Annotated in this window: 11 protein-coding genes; 8 read left to right on the forward strand and 3 right to left on the reverse strand. The window is 73.9% G+C overall.

Going from position 1 to position 12,935, the window contains the following annotated elements:
• Window positions 1-238: 238 nt before the first annotated feature.
• Window positions 239-1,456 (forward strand): TIGR03862 family flavoprotein, encoded by a 1,218-nt coding sequence (locus MKL01_RS10230; RefSeq protein WP_243905102.1) that lies wholly within the window; start codon window positions 239-241, stop codon window positions 1,454-1,456.
• A gap of 9 nt (window positions 1,457-1,465) precedes the next feature.
• Here the strand turns inward: MKL01_RS10230 and MKL01_RS10235 are convergent, their stop codons facing one another.
• Window positions 1,466-2,311, reverse strand: coding sequence for a collagen-like protein (locus MKL01_RS10235; protein ID WP_243905103.1), 846 nt, complete (start codon window positions 2,309-2,311; stop codon window positions 1,466-1,468).
• 231 nt (window positions 2,312-2,542) lie between these two features.
• On the opposite strand from MKL01_RS10235, the gene MKL01_RS10240 reads away from it, so the two are divergent.
• The 6 genes from MKL01_RS10240 (at window position 2,543) to MKL01_RS10265 (ending at window position 10,657) form a co-directional block, all read left to right on the forward strand.
• Window positions 2,543-3,322 (forward strand): ImuA family protein, encoded by a 780-nt coding sequence (locus MKL01_RS10240; protein WP_243905104.1) that lies wholly within the window; start codon window positions 2,543-2,545, stop codon window positions 3,320-3,322.
• Window positions 3,249-4,958, forward strand: coding sequence for a DNA polymerase Y family protein (locus MKL01_RS10245; RefSeq protein ID WP_243905105.1), 1,710 nt, complete (start codon window positions 3,249-3,251; stop codon window positions 4,956-4,958). Before MKL01_RS10240 ends, MKL01_RS10245 begins: the two co-directional genes overlap by 74 nt.
• Entirely contained in the window at window positions 4,955-8,260 is a 3,306-nt protein-coding gene (locus tag MKL01_RS10250; protein ID WP_243905106.1) for an error-prone DNA polymerase, read from the forward strand. Before MKL01_RS10245 ends, MKL01_RS10250 begins: the two co-directional genes overlap by 4 nt.
• A 278-nt stretch (window positions 8,261-8,538) precedes the next feature.
• The gene (locus MKL01_RS10255) at window positions 8,539-9,660 is read left to right on the forward strand and encodes a histidine kinase dimerization/phosphoacceptor domain -containing protein (protein WP_243905107.1); all 1,122 of its coding nucleotides are present in this window, start codon (window positions 8,539-8,541) and stop codon (window positions 9,658-9,660) included.
• Window positions 9,657-10,106, forward strand: coding sequence for a response regulator (locus MKL01_RS10260; protein ID WP_243905108.1), 450 nt, complete (start codon window positions 9,657-9,659; stop codon window positions 10,104-10,106). Before MKL01_RS10255 ends, MKL01_RS10260 begins: the two co-directional genes overlap by 4 nt.
• A gap of 38 nt (window positions 10,107-10,144) precedes the next feature.
• A complete protein-coding gene (locus tag MKL01_RS10265) occupies window positions 10,145-10,657 on the forward strand; it encodes a hypothetical protein (protein WP_243905109.1) in 513 nt (170 codons plus the stop codon).
• 111 nt (window positions 10,658-10,768) lie between these two features.
• Here MKL01_RS10265 and fae read toward each other — a convergent pair whose 3' ends face one another.
• Window positions 10,769-11,308: a formaldehyde-activating enzyme gene (gene fae, locus MKL01_RS10270; protein ID WP_243905110.1), complete on the reverse strand. Its 540-nt coding sequence runs from the start codon at window positions 11,306-11,308 to the stop codon at window positions 10,769-10,771.
• A gap of 62 nt (window positions 11,309-11,370) precedes the next feature.
• Complete coding sequence (locus MKL01_RS10275; RefSeq protein WP_243905111.1) at window positions 11,371-12,546, reverse strand: NRAMP family divalent metal transporter; 1,176 nt, start codon at window positions 12,544-12,546, stop codon at window positions 11,371-11,373.
• Between the two features lie 145 nt (window positions 12,547-12,691).
• Here MKL01_RS10275 and MKL01_RS10280 point away from each other — a divergent pair, with 145 nt between their 5' ends.
• Complete coding sequence (locus MKL01_RS10280) at window positions 12,692-12,907, forward strand: hypothetical protein (RefSeq protein WP_243905112.1); 216 nt, start codon at window positions 12,692-12,694, stop codon at window positions 12,905-12,907.
• Window positions 12,908-12,935: the final 28 nt, after the last annotated feature.

A 12,935-nucleotide genomic window follows, 5' to 3' on the forward strand; every position in this document is an offset into this window, starting at 1 on the left:
GGAGCCGCCTGCGCGGCGCTTGGTGTGCCAGGTCCCGGATCAGGTTCCGCGATCGCTCCACCTGTCCGCGAAAGGGCGGTGCGGGATCGAGCGCCGACCCTGTCCCGGGCGCATGCAGCCAGAGCGGATGGCGACCCGGGACCGAGCACGGGGCTCGTCGCGAAGCGGCTCGAACGTCATCCGCCGACCCTGAAGCCGTACCCTTGACAGAAACGGTGCCCTGCCGCTCTCCGGGCGGATGCTGCAAGACAGGGACGAGATCGCCGTCGTGGGGGGCGGCCCCGCGGGCCTCGCCGCGGCCGAGGTGCTGGGAGAGGCCGGCCGCGCGGTCACGGTCTACGAGCGCATGCCCTCGGTCGCCCGCAAGCTGCTGATCGCCGGACGGGGCGGCCTCAACATCACCCACGGCGAGGCGCGGGCGGCGTTCCTCGCCCGCTACCATCCTGCGGGCGTCCTGGACGCCGCCATCGCGGCCTTCCCCCCCGAGGCCCTGCGGGACTGGTGCGCGGAGCTCGGCGAGCCGACCTTCGTCGGATCGAGCGGACGGGTCTTCCCGCAGAGCTTCAAGGCCTCGCCGCTGCTGCGGGCGTGGCTGGCGCGGCTCGACGGCCTCGGGGTCCGGATCCGCACCCGCCACCGGCTCACCGGTCTGGCCGGGGGTCTGCGCTTCGAGACGCCGGACGGCCCTCTCGAGACCCGGCCCCGGGCCACCCTCCTGGCGCTCGGCGGGGCGAGCTGGCCGCGGCTCGGCTCGGACGGGCGCTGGGTGCCGCTCCTCGAAGGGCTCGGGGTGGCGGTGGCGCCCCTGCGCCCGGCCAATGCCGGCTTCGCAGTGGCGTGGTCCGCCCTGTTCCGGGAGCGCTTCTCCGGCGCCCCCCTGAAGCGGGTGGCCCTCACCTGCGAGGGAACGACGGTGCGCGGCGAGGCCGTCATCACGGATTTCGGCCTCGAAGGCGGGGCGGTCTACGCCCTCTCGCGCATCGCGCGTGAGGCGATCGCCGCCCGGGGGGGCGCCCGGCTCCTCGTGGATCTGCGGCCCGATCTCACCCGGGAGACCCTCGCCCGCCGCCTGTCCGGCACCCGGACGGGGGATTCGGCCGCGACCCGGCTGCGCAAGGCCGCGGGGCTCCCGCCGGTTGCAGCGGGCCTCCTGCGCGAAGCGGCCGGCGCCGCCCTCCCGGCCGATCCCGGGGCGCTGGCCGGGCTGATCAAGGCTGCGCCGCTCACCCTCACCGCCTCCGCGCCGATCGAGCGGGCGATCTCGACGGCGGGCGGGGTTCGGCTCGATGCCCTCGACGGGCGGTCCATGCTGCGCGCCCGTCCCGGCCTGTTCCTGGCCGGCGAGATGCTCGACTGGGAAGCCCCGACCGGCGGCTACCTGCTCCAGGGCGCCATCGCGGGCGGCCGGGCGACCGCCGCCGGGATGCTCGACTGGCTGCGGGAGGCCGGCGGCTGAGCTGCCTTCCTAGGGCCGCCCGCAGAACCCGACGATCCCCGCGGCCTCTGCGGGGCAGCTGGCGCCCTCGCCGTCGTAGACCGGCGCGCCGGCCTTGAGACAATGGGCGGCCACCAGCGCCTCTCCGGTCCCGCAGGTCACCGCGCAGCCGCCCGCGCAGTCGGACTTACGCACCGGCCGCAGGGGGGCGCCGGCCTCGCCCCGAGGGCCCGGGCCGCCGGGCGCCCCGGCCTGCCCCCCGGGACCCGGAGCACCCTGGAGGCCCTGAGGACCCGTCTCGCCCGCCGGGCCCGGAGCGCCCTGAGGGCCGACCGGACCCTGGGGGCCAGCTTCGCCCTTCGGCCCGGCCTCGCCCCGAGGGCCCGTCTCACCCTTGGGTCCCGTCTCACCCTGGGGTCCCGTCTCACCCTTGGCCCCCGCCTCGCCGGGCGGCCCCGCGGCGCCCTGGGTGCCGGGGGGGCCCGGCGGGCCCTCGGGGGCGCAGTTCGCCACCACCGCCTCGCGCTCGTCCGGCTCGGATTTGAGCGTCACCACGCAGGTCGGGGGCCGGTAGGGAAGCCGGAAGGTGAAGCGTCCCCGCCGGTCGGCCTGGATCGAGATGTCGTCGTCCAGCACCACGATGCCGCCCGGCTTGCGCACCGAGCCCGAGATGCGCAGGTCGCCGGCCTCGATCCGGGCGTCGTACACCATGATCGGCTGGCTCGGGATCTGCGGGGGCCGGGCCCGCGGCCGGACCGGGCGCGGGCGCGCCGCCGCGGACGGATCCGAGGCCGGGGCCTCCGGATCCGCGGGCTGCTGGGCGAGAGCCGCGTTCGACAGGGCGAGCAGGATCGTCAAGGCGAGGGCTGGGCGCATGCGCGGTCCGTATCGACCGCGTCACGCACGCGGCGACCGACATTGTTCTCGCCCTGCGATTGAGGTCAACCGTGGCCGTTGACCCCAGCGAGGACCCCTGAGTCCACACGCGTCCACAGCCGTCCACAGGCCAAGGCGCTGAATCGATGCGCGATTCCGGGACCGGGCGGAATCGGTTTGTGCATGTTCATGATATGTTCCTATCGTCCGGCATGACCGGAGCCGACGGAGATGGGGCTGGACCCTGCGGACGAGACCGAGCGGTCGCCTGCGCGCGGCGATCCTCGGGCCAGCCTGGCGGCCCTGCGGGCGCGCCTGGCGCCCCCGCTCGACGGCCGGGCCCCGCGCCCGGTCCTGACGCTCGGTCTCCCGGCCCTCGACGCCCATCTGCCCGGCGGCGGCCTAGTCCTCGGACCGCCCCACGAGATCGCGCCGGCCGGACCCGCGGACGGGGTCGCGGCCCTCGGCTTCGCCCTGGCGCTCTGCGCCCGCCACCTGGTCGGGCGGCCCGGGGGGGCGCTGATCGCCGCGGCGCCCGGCCAGCCCCTCCCCTACGGACACGGGCTGGCCGGTCTCGGCTTCGACCCGGCGCGGCTGCTGCTCCTGGAGGCCGGCAGCGACCCGGAGGTGTTCCGCGCGCTGGAGGCGGCCCTCCACGCGCGCGCCCTCCCGGCCCTCATCGGGCTCCTGCGGGACGGGATGCCGCTGAAGCCGGGCCGGCGCCTGCAGCTCGCCGCGGAAGGGTCCGCGCCGCCGCTCCTGCTGATCCTGCGGCCGGCGGAGGCCGGGATGCCCAACGGGGCTGCCACCCGCTGGCGGATCGCCCCGGCCCCCGCGGCCCGGGACCGCTTCGGCACCCTCGACAAGCCGCGCTGGCGGGCGCGGCTCGAACGCTGCCGCAACGGGCGGGGCGGCGACTGGCTTCTGGAGTGGGACCATGCCGCGCATCGTCTGCATCTGCCTGAGCCACTGGCCGGTGACGCGGCTGCGCCGGGCCGGTCTCGCGCCTGAGCGCGGCCCGCTCGCGGTGGCGGCGGAGGGTTCCGGCGGGCTCCGGCTCGTCGCCCTCGACCCGGAGGCCCGCGCCCTCGGCCTGCGGCCCGGCGAGCCCCTCGGCCGGGTCCGGGCGCGGATCGGCGTGCCCCTCCAGGTCTACCCCGCCGATCCGGATGCCGACCGGGAAGCCCTGCTGCGGCTCTGCCGCTGGGCTTCGGGTTACGCGCCGCTCGTGGCGCCGTTCGGATCGGCGGAGGCTTCGGACGGGCTCTACATCGACGTCGCCGGGGCGAGCCACCTGCGCGGCGGCGAGGCGAACCTCCTCGCGGATCTTGCCGCCCGGCTCGACCGGGGCCGCATCCCGGCGCGGATCGCCCTCGCCGATACGCCCGGCGCTGCCTTCGCGCTGGCCCGCCACGGCGGGACCGACCGGATCGTCGTGCCCCCGGGCGAGCCCGCTCCGGCTCTGCGGGAACTGCCCGTCGAGGCCCTGCGGCTCGATCCCGACATGGCCTCGGGCCTGCGGCGCCTCGGCCTGCGCCGGGTCGGCGAGCTCGACGCCCTCCCCCGCGGTCCCCTCGCCCGCCGCTTCGGCGAGATCCTGCTGCTGCGCCTCGACCAGGCCCTGGGGCGCCGACCGGAGCCGCTGACCCCCCTGGCGGAGGCGGCGGACTACGCCGCCCTGCGCGGCTTCCTCGATCCGATCGGCCGGCAATCGGACATCGTCCGGACCGCCCGGGACCTGATGGCGGAGCTCGTTCCCCGGCTGGAGCGGGACGGGCTCGGGGCCTGCGCCCTGCGCCTCGCCCTCCACCGGGTCGACGGCGCGGTGCGCGCCCTCGATCTCGGCCTGTCCCGCCCCGAGCGCTGCCCCGAGCGGGTCGCGGCCCTGGTCGCCCTGCGGCTCGACCGGCTGGGGGCCGGCCTCGATGCCGGCTTCGGCTTCGAGACGGTGACGCTCACCGTGACGGTGACGGGGGACATGCCGGCCCGCCAGACCGATCTCGGTGCCGCGGCCGAGGGCGACGGGGTCGGGTTCCTGGCCGATGCCCTGGCGCAGCGCCTGGGGCGGGCGCTGCTGCGGCTCGAACCGCGGGCGAGCCACCTGCCGGAGCGGGCCGACCGGGGCCGGGTGTGGGTGGCCGGAGAGGGGGGAGGATCGTCGACGGGCGTGGGCGGTCGGATACACCCACGTCTTCCTCCCCCCTCTGCGGGGGAGGGTGGCCCGCGAAGCGGGTCGGGAGAGGGGAGCGACGGTGCAGAAGGCGGCTCGGCCTTCACGTCGGGCGAGCCCTTGCCTGAAGCGGCGCTCCCCTCTCCCCTCCTGCTTCGCAGGGTACCCTCCCCCTGGCCCGACCTCCTGCCGCCCCGGCCGCTGGTGCTCTTCCCCCGGGGCGAGGCCGCCCTCGACGTGCTCTCGACCGTCCCGGAAGGTCCGCCCCGGCGCTTCCGCTGGCGCGCGCAGATCCACCGGGTCGCCCATGCCGAGGGACCGGAGCGGATCGCCGCCGAATGGTGGCGCGAACCCGGGCAGGACCGCGACTACTACCGCATCGAGTGCGAGGCCGGGCACCGGCTCTGGCTCTACCGCGACGGGCCGCACGCCCCCGATCGCCCGGCCGCTTGGTACGTCCACGGGCTGTTCGCGTGAGCGGCTCCGGGATCCCCTTCGCCGAGCTCGCCGTCACCACGAACTTCTCGTTCCTGCACGGCGCCTCGCACCCGCAGGAATACGTCGTGCAGGCGGCGGCCTACGGCCTCAGGGCCATCGGCATCGCCGACCGCAACACCGTGTCGGGCGTGGTGCGGGCGCACGCGGCGGCGCAGGCCCTGGAGGCGGACGGCGCCGTCATCCGGATCCTGCCGGGGGTGCGCCTCGTCACCGAGGAGGGGTTCGAGGCCGTCGCCTACCCGATGGACCGGGCGGCCTGGGGCCGCCTCTGCCGGCTGCTCACCCTGGGCAACCGGCGCGTCCGCAAGGGAGACTGCCGGTTCTCCTTCGCCGAGATGCTGGAGGCCGCCGAGGGGCAGGTGTTCATCGCCCTCCCCCCGGCCCGGCACCCTCCGGCAGGGTTCCGGGCGCGGCTGGAGGCGCTGGCCGCCGCCGCCCCGGGCCGGACCTGGCTCGGGGCGAGCCACACCCGGCGCGGCGACGAGCGGCGGCGCCTCGGGCTCCTCGCCGAACTGGGGGCGGCCTCGGGCGCCCCGATGGTCGCGGTCTCGGACGCGCTCTACCACCATCCCGAGCGGCGCCCGCTCCAGGACGTGGTGGCGTGCATCCGCGAGGGCTGCCGGATCGCCGAGGCCGGCTACCGCCTGGAGGCCAATGCCGAGCGCCACCTGAAGCCGCCCTCCGAGATGGCGCGGCTGTTCGCCGACCATCCGGAGGCCCTTGCCCGCACCGTGGAGATCGCGCAGGCCTGCGACTTCCACCTCTCGCAGCTGCACTACGAGTATCCCGACGAGCCGGTGCCCCCCGGGCGCACGCCGCAGGAATACCTGGAGGAGAAGACCTGGGAGCGGGCGCGCTGGCGCTACGCCGGCGACATCCCGGCCTCCGTCGAGGCGACGCTCCGCGAGGAACTGCGGCTCATCGCCAAGATGAAGTATGCCCGCTACTTCCTGACCCTGTTCGACGTGGTCGAGTTCGCCCGCGGCAAGGGGATCCTCTGCCAGGGCCGCGGCTCGGCGGCCAATTCCGCCGTGTGCTTCTGCCTCGGCATCACCGCGGTGGACCCGTCGAAGCACCGGCTGCTCTTCGCCCGCTTCATCTCGGAGAACCGGGGCGAGCCCCCCGACATCGACGTCGATTTCGAGCATGCGCGCCGCGAGGAGGTGATCCAGCACCTCTACGCCCGCTACGGACGGGAGCGGGCCGCCCTCTGCGCCACCGTGATTCACTACCGCCCGCGCATGGCGATCCGCGAGGTCGGCAAGGTCCTGGGGCTGACCGAGGACGTGACGGCGGCGATCGCCGACACCGTCTGGGGCTCTTGGGGCACCGGCATGCCGGACCGGCACGTGCGCGAGGCCGGTCTCGACCCGGAGAACCCGGCGATCCGGCAGGCGCTCGACCTCGCCCACCAGCTGATCGGCTTCCCCCGCCACCTGTCGCAGCATGTCGGCGGCTTCGTGCTCACGCGGCTGCGCCTCGACGAGACCGTGCCGGTGGGCAACGGCGCCATGGCGGACCGGACCTTCATCGAGTGGGACAAGGACGACATCGACGCCATCGGCCTGATGAAGGTCGACGTGCTGGCGCTCGGCATGCTGACCTGCCTCAAGCGCGGCCTCGAATTCCTGGAGAAGGACCACGGCGACTTCTACGAGACGCTGGCCGACCTGCCCCAGGAGGACCCCGCCACCTACGCGATGCTGGCGAAGGCCGATTCCGTCGGCGTGTTCCAGGTCGAGAGCCGGGCGCAGATGTCGATGCTGCCCCGCCTCAAGCCCAAGGAGTTCTACGACCTCGTGGTGCAGGTGGCGATCGTGCGCCCCGGCCCGATCCAGGGCGACATGGTCCACCCCTACCTGCGCCGGCGCTCGGGGATCGACCCGGTGGAATACCCGGCCCCGCATCCGGACCACGGGCCGGCGGACGAGCTGAAGGAGGTTCTCCAAAAGACATACGGCGTGCCCCTGTTCCAGGAGCACGCCATGCAGATCGCCATCACGGCGGCGGGCTTCTCACCGGCGGAGGCGGACGGGCTGCGCCGGGCGATGGCGACCTTCCGCCATGTCGGCTCGATCGGCGGCTTCCAGGACAAGTTCGTCGGCGGCATGACCCGCCGGGGCTACCCGCAGGACTTCGCCGAGCGCTGCTTCGCGCAGATCCGGGGCTTCTCCACCTACGGCTTCCCGGAGAGCCACGCGGCGAGCTTCGCGCTCCTCGTCTACGCCTCGGCCTGGATGAAGTGCCGGCACCCCGACGTCTTCCTGGCGGCGATCCTCAACGCCCAGCCGATGGGCTTCTACCAGCCGGCCCAGCTGGTGCGGGACGCCCGCGCCCACGGAGTCGAGGTCCGGGGCGTCTGCGTCAACGCCAGCGACTGGGACTGCACCCTGGAGCCGGCCGCGGATCCGCCCCCCGAGGCGCCGCACCGGCTGGCCGTGCGGATCGGCCTGCGGCAGGTGCGGGGCCTGCCCGAGGCCGCGATGCGCCGGCTCGTGCGGCTGCGGGCCAACGGCTATGCCAGCATCGAAGGCCTGCAGGCCTCCCTCGCCCTGCCCCGCAACGCCCTGGAGCGGCTGGCCGAGGCCGACGCGTTCCGGTCGCTCGGCCTCGACCGGCGCGCCGCCCTGTGGATGGTCCGCACCCTGGAGGGAACCTCGGCGCGCACGGCCGCCCGGGCGGACGCGAGCGAGCGCCGGGCCCACCTGCTGGACGCGCCCCTGCCGCTCTTCGCCTGGCACGCCGACGACGGCCTGTTCCGGCACGAGCCGGCGGTGGACCTCCCGGCCCTGCCCCTGCCCGAGGCGGTGGCGGAGGATTACGCCGCCACCGGCCTTTCGCTGCAGGGGCACCCGGTCGCCTTCTTCCGGGGGCGGCTCGCCCGGATCGGCGCGATCCCGGCCCGGGCCCATCTCGATCCGGCCCTGCCCCAGGGCGCCCGGGTCACGGTGGCGGGCCTCGTGCTGATCCGCCAGCGGCCGGGCACCGCCAAGGGCGTGGTGTTCCTGACCCTGGAGGACGAGACCGGCATCGCCAACGTGATCGTCTGGAAGGCGGTGTTCGAGGCGAACCGCCGGGCCGCCATGCAGGCCCGGTTCCTGGCCGTGCGCGGCCGGGTGCAGCGGGCGGACGGCGTTGTCCACCTCGTGGCCGAGGGGTTTCGCGATCTCACCGAATCCCTGCGCGACCTGCGCGCCGCCGGGATGCGGCTGCCGCCCGAGACCACGGATTTCGGCACGCCCCCGGACCGGCGCGTGTATCCCAGCCGGGACTTTCACTGACCGGTCCCGGCTGCGGGGCTGCCGTCCTCGCGCGGGCCGTCGCCGCGCGCGGGATCACGGGGCGGGTTGCCTCAGCCGAAGGCTTCGGAGGGAGACGAGGAGGTCCGCCGACCGCCGGCGCTGCCCCGATGCGGCGTTCTGTCTGTCCGTTTCCGAGGCCAAATCGCGGCGCCCCGAAACCGATCGCGATATCGTCCGTTAAGGTTGCTGCCTGCGTCCTTGCAGGCATCAGCCGATTGCCGGAGGTGACGAACGCCGGGCATGGAAGAGCAGCTTCGATGGAACAGCCCGACGCTTGGCATCAGACGGACCGGCTCGATGCGGAGCAGGGCAAGGGCGATCCGTTCGCCGCCGCCGTCCGCGCCACGCGGATGGCGATGATCATCACCAATCCGCGCCTGGACGACAACCCGATCGTCTACGCCAACGACGCCTTCCTGCGGATGAGCGGCTATGCCCGGTCCGAGGTGCTCGGCCGGAACTGCCGGTTCCTCCAGGGCGCGGACACCGACCGCGGCGCCGTCGCGCTGATCCGCGAGGCCGTCGCGGCCGAGACCGACATCGCCATCGACGTGCTGAACTACCGCAAGGACGGGACGCCGTTCTGGAATGCGCTGTATCTCAGCCCCGTGACCAACGAGGCCGGCGCGGTGCTGTTCTTCTTCGCCTCGCAGCTCGACGTGACCGATCGCGTGGACGCGCATCTGCGGATCCAGCACGAGAAGGATCATTTCGAGGCCGAGGTCGCCCGGCGGACCCGCGACCTGACCGAGGCCCTCGCGGCGCAGACCATGCTGGTCCACGAGGTCGACCACCGGGTCAAGAACAACCTCCAGATGATCGCGGCGCTGCTGTCCATGCAGACCCGGGCGATCACCGATCCCGCCGCCCGCGCCGCCATGGAGTCGATGCTGACCCGGGTGGAGGCCCTTGGCACGGTGCACCGCCGGCTCTACCAGTCCAACGACGTCGAGCGGTTCGACGTGGCCGAATTCGCCCGCGACCTCGCCACCGACCTGGTCCGCGGTTCCGGAACAGACCGCATCCGCCTGCATCTCGACCTGGAAACCGTGGAGATCCCGGTCGCCAAGGCGCCGCCGGTGGCCCTGATGATGAACGAGCTGATCACCAACGCCCTCAAGCACGCCTTCCCGGACGACCGCGCCGGCCGGCTCTCCGTGACGGTGGCGCCGGACAAGACGTACTTCACCATCAAGATCGCCGATGACGGCGTCGGCATGCCGGTCCAGATCATGGAGCAGCGCTCCTTCGGCAAGCGGCTGATCGGCACCCTCTGCCGCCAGCTCAGCGCCAGCATCGCCTGGCAGACCAACGATCCCGGCACCCTCGTCAACATCCACTTGCCGCGCGAGATGGCCGGCAGTCCGGAGGCACCGTGAGCGAGCCACTGCGGATTCTCGTCGTCGAGGATGAAGCCCCTATCCTGATGCAGATCGAGATGATGCTGGAGGATGCCGGCCACTGCGTCGTGGGCACCGCCGTGACCGCGAGCGAGGCCATCGCGCTGATCCCCGCGGTGCGGCCCGAGCTGGTCCTCATCGACCTGCGCCTCGGCGACGGCTCCTCGGGCATCGACGTGGCGCATGCCGTGCGCGACCTCGGCGGCATCACCGCCGCGTTCATGACCGCCAATGCCCGGGCCCTCTCCGACGACATGGAGGGCGCCACGGCGGTGATCGCCAAACCCTTCTCCGGCAAGGTGCTGGAGGCGTCCCTGGCCTATCTCGAGGATTGCGTGCGCCGGCCGCCCCCGGTCGAGCAGGTGCCCCAGGGGATGCGGGTCGCGCCGAATTGGCTGGCGAGCTTTGCCGAGATGCGGACCTGACCCCTCGACAGGTCCCGCGACCCGCGTAGAGTGCGGCCATGCTTGCCTCTGCCCCGCCGCGTCCCGTCCCCGCCGCCCCCCTGGGCCCCCTGCGTTCGGCGGGGCCGCGGCTCCTGACCGGGCTCCTCCTAGCGGGCCTCCTCCTCGGCGGCCCTGCCCGGGCCGATACCTGCGACGACCTCGCCCGGCAGATCGCCGGTGCCATCGGCGGCAAGGTCGGCCGGCGCGCCGGCCCGAGCATCGACATCCGTCTCGCCGGCCCGATCAAGCTCGACGTGACCTGCCGGGCCGAGCCGATCGTGCAGGCGACCTCCGCGGAGGCCGCCCCCTCGGCGACCTTCTTCCGCGACCTGTCGGTGGCCTCCGAGATCCTGATCGGCGAACCGGCCGCGACCGTCGAGCCGATCATCGCCAACGCCTATCGGACGTCGCTGTCGGAGCGGCGCAAGTCGTTCATCCAGCAGAGCGGCTGGTCGGCCTCCTGCTACACCGACCCGGGCAGCACCACGATGCGCACCCTCTGCTCGGTGGGGCGCATCCCGCCGGGCTAGGCCTCCTCGACCGGCGCGCGGGTCGGCGGGATCCGCCGGGCCGGGCAGCCCCGGCTCCGGCCTCGCCTGCGCGCCGGCCGATCTCCGCGCTCCCTGCGGGCGCCGGGCCGGTCAGTACTCGATCACGTCCTCGAGCGCGTAGTGCTTCACGGTCTTCCGGTTGGCGATCAGCTCGTCCACCGTCGGCTCCCCCTTCAGCGCGCGGGCGATGGCGAGCTTGGTCGCCTCGTAGTTGGTCCGGTAGAGGTCCTTCAGGTCGAGGTTGTCGTCCTCGGCGCAGCGCGGGTCGAGCCAGATCATGATGATCATGCACAGCTCGTCGAGCCCGTCCTTCGGCAGAACGCCCTCGATGATGCAATCCACGATGGCGTCGCCGGTGGCCGCCTGGACCACGCCGCCGAGCAGCTCGACGTACTCGGCCGTGTGGATCGTGGCCTTGGTGGTCATCATCGTGGCCGGGCGCACCAGCTGGTTGAGGTCGCGCACCACGAACATCCGGGTATGGCCCTGCACCTGCCCCATCATCGACGCGAAGGCCTGACCCACGGGGCCGCGCACCGAGCCGATCAGCACCTCCGGCATCGCGTCGGTGTACTGGCCCTCGGCCGCCAGCACCGTGGCCTCGCCCGTGCGGAACCAGATCTCTTGCATGTGTCGACTCCACCGTATCGGAAGCCCCGGGAGACATCATCGGATCGCGCGCGTCAATCGGCTCAGAGCAGGCCGACTCCGTCGAGGACGCCGACCATCGCGAAGGCGATCGTGACGCCGGAGACGGCGTAGACCACCCACTTGTAGGCGCCCTCCACCCTCTGTCCCGGCGGCAGCGCCCGGGTGGCGAGCAGGATCAGGAGGCCGAGGGCCAGCGGCAGGAGCAGCGCGTTCATCACCTCCACGGCGATGTTGAGGGCCACGAGGTTCGGCACAAGCTGGACCGCCCCCGCCCCCGCGCCGACGGCCAGCGCGAACGCGCCGTAGAAGGCCGGCGCCTCCCGGGGCGACTGCTCCAGCGAGTGCGGCCGGCCGGTGACGTCGCCGAAGCCCCAGGCGAGGGCCAGGGCCACGACGTTCAGCGCCACGAAGGCCGCCGCGAGGATCCCGATCCCGAACACGACCTGCCCGAGCCACGGCCCCAGGGCCGGCGTGAAGGCGCCCGCGAGGTCGCCCACGGTCTGCAGACCGTCCTTGGTGCCCTGCCCGGCCCGGCCGATCGTGGCCGCGGCCGCGATCAGGATCGCCCCCATCACGCATTGCGAGACCACCGCACCCACGAGGGTGTCGAGCCGCGAGCGCCGCGCGTGCTCCCAGCCGAGGCCTTTGTCGACGATCGCCGACTGCTGATAGAAGATCATCCACGGCATGATCACCGCACCGATGTTGGCGGCGATCAGCACCCGGTACTGGCCGTCGCCGAGCGGAAGGTGCCCGAAGGAGGCGACGATCTCCCCGAGCTTCGGCCGCGCCGCGACGGCGAGCCCGATGAAGACCAGCTCGAACAGGCCGACCGCGATCGCCACGACCTCGACGCGCCGGTAGCTCCCGGTGAAGACCAGCCCGAGGAGCAGGGCCGCCGGCAGCCCGAGGCTCGCGAGCCGCGGCACCCCGAACAGGTCGCCGATGCCGGCGATGCCGGAGAACTCGGTGACGATGGCGCCGATCCCGGCGACCACGAGGCCCCCGTAGGAGATCCAGGCCCAGACCGGCCCGTAATGCGCCCGGATGAGTTCGCCGTGGCCGCGGCCCGTGGCGGTCCCGAGCCGGACCGTCAGTTCCTGGACGACGTAGAGGATCGGCACCAGCAGGATCTGCAGGAGCAGCAGCGAGTAGCCCCAGCGCGCCCCGCTCTGGGCCGCCGTGATCAGGCTGCCGACATCCGTATCGGCGAGCATCACGACCAGTCCGGGACCGGCGGCCTTGAGGAACGCGGACAAGCGAGGCAGGGAAGCGCTGGGCACGGCCCGGGAACAGTTCCGGGCGGAGGCAGTTCCGGCGGGCGCCTGCGGCGTTTTCCCGGGACACGCGGAGGAATGTGGGATGGCGGAGAGCACGGATCGGGGCTCCGGCTGGAGCCTTCAGGCGAGCGCCGTGCCCGGCGGGGTGCGCCTGGAACTCGCCCTGTCCGACCTCGGCGGCGGCCCGGTCACCGCCGCGATCGTTCTGGACCGGTCGGAGGCCCGGGCCTTCGCCCGCGCCCTGCTGGCGGCGGCCGGGGACGCGGCCGAGCGCACGTTCCCGAAGCCGGACGCCTGACCGGCGGCGAGCCCGCCGCGGGGCCGGG

This window comes from Methylobacterium sp. J-070 (genome assembly GCF_022829385.1).
In the GTDB taxonomy this organism is placed as follows: Bacteria; Pseudomonadota; Alphaproteobacteria; order Rhizobiales; family Beijerinckiaceae; genus Methylobacterium.

What these genes read in the sequence shown, in the direction of transcription:
- MKL01_RS10265 (WP_243905109.1), top strand. Translation starts at nt 10,145, where the DNA reads ATGCTTGCCTCTGCCCCGCCGCGTCCCGTCCCCGCCGCCCCCCTGGGC.
- MKL01_RS10230 (WP_243905102.1), top strand. Translation starts at nt 239, where the DNA reads ATGCTGCAAGACAGGGACGAGATCGCCGTCGTGGGGGGCGGCCCCGCG.
- MKL01_RS10240 (WP_243905104.1), top strand. Translation starts at nt 2,543, where the DNA reads ATGGGGCTGGACCCTGCGGACGAGACCGAGCGGTCGCCTGCGCGCGGC.
- MKL01_RS10280 (WP_243905112.1), top strand. Translation starts at nt 12,692, where the DNA reads ATGGCGGAGAGCACGGATCGGGGCTCCGGCTGGAGCCTTCAGGCGAGC.
- MKL01_RS10245 (WP_243905105.1), top strand. Translation starts at nt 3,249, where the DNA reads ATGCCGCGCATCGTCTGCATCTGCCTGAGCCACTGGCCGGTGACGCGG.
- MKL01_RS10255 (WP_243905107.1), top strand. Translation starts at nt 8,539, where the DNA reads ATGGAACAGCCCGACGCTTGGCATCAGACGGACCGGCTCGATGCGGAG.
- MKL01_RS10275 (WP_243905111.1), bottom strand. Translation starts at nt 12,546, where the DNA reads ATGCTCGCCGATACGGATGTCGGCAGCCTGATCACGGCGGCCCAGAGC.
- MKL01_RS10235 (WP_243905103.1), bottom strand. Translation starts at nt 2,311, where the DNA reads ATGCGCCCAGCCCTCGCCTTGACGATCCTGCTCGCCCTGTCGAACGCG.
- fae (WP_243905110.1), bottom strand. Translation starts at nt 11,308, where the DNA reads ATGCAAGAGATCTGGTTCCGCACGGGCGAGGCCACGGTGCTGGCGGCC.